This is a genomic window from Aliivibrio kagoshimensis (genome assembly GCF_050337105.1).
GTDB classification, from domain to species: Bacteria; Pseudomonadota; Gammaproteobacteria; order Enterobacterales; family Vibrionaceae; genus Aliivibrio_A; species Aliivibrio_A kagoshimensis.
The window spans coordinates 1-1100 of the sequence record NZ_JAKJSQ010000158.1 but is presented as its reverse complement, the minus strand read 5'-3'; the positions used below and the strand labels follow the sequence as shown (position 1 = coordinate 1100).

Genomic DNA, 1100 nt, shown 5'->3' with positions numbered 1-1100 from the left:
TTGTTGTTTCTCTTGCTAAAAGAGAAAACAACGCTCAATGATTATTACTGATTTTGTTCAAACTTTCGTTTGAACGATTTGACTGTGTCAATAAGTCGAAACTTATCGATTAAGGCCACTCAGTTCATTGAGATTATTTTTTGATAATCCATTCACGAGTGCCCACACAAATTGCATGGTCAAATTTTTAAAGAGCAATTTTTAAACTTTCAAACCTTTCGGTCAGTTCGTTTAAGTGGACGGCCATTTTAGCGAATTAAGTTACCGTGTCAAACACTTTTTTAAACTTATTTCTCGTGGCTTGTTGTCCTACCGACTGAGCTAGAACCCTTTATGGCTCTTGGTTTCTAAAAGAAGAAGCCGCTCCGTGTCAGTGAGGACGCATTATAGAGAGATCGACTAACTTGGCAAGCGCTTATTGAAATAAAACAGTAAAAAAACGCACGTTCGAACAATAAATAACCATGTGATTAGTTATCCATTTTTCCACACAATTTACTCAGAATTAACACACAGAGTTATCCACAAAATCTAATAGCCCATTATTGAATCCATGCTTATTCATTAATTCGATACTCTTCCATTAATAGATCGACCAGCTTTCTCGCGCCAATAACTGATGGATGATGGTCATCAAAGTAAAGTGCTTCACTGTCCTTAACTGCAAAACAATCCTTTTCATCACAATACACATCGGTTGGCTTTAATAAATGGACATTACTAGGATACTTAGCATTATCAAAATGGGAGATCATGTATTGATTTCTCATTTCATACCAAGCTAAGTCCGTAGCAATGATGTTATCTAAGCTTGTACTATTGATCAGAGAGATCGCAATATACTGATTTATGTTTTTTTGCAGTTCTGGTATTGGATAGTAAACAAACACATGTTCCTTATTAACTGCAAGGTCAGCAATCAATGTATCGATTCCCTGTGTCATACGTTTCATAGTATCCGTAATTGTAACCGTCTCAATATCAGGATAATTACTAGCACTCCCACCTAAGATGCTTTTAGTAAATCTATGGTTTACTACAACATGTTGGATTTCTTTATTATTAATGATGTWATTAACTGCTTCATTATACCACACCAC

At 35.4% G+C, this 1100-nt stretch carries 1 protein-coding gene; it reads right to left on the bottom strand.

Features of this window, described 5'->3' with window-relative positions:
• Positions 1–557 precede the first annotated feature (557 nt).
• Positions 558–1100 (bottom strand): SGNH hydrolase domain-containing protein (locus L4C32_RS20710; RefSeq protein WP_428198772.1); only part of this gene is annotated, 543 nt, incomplete at its 5' end.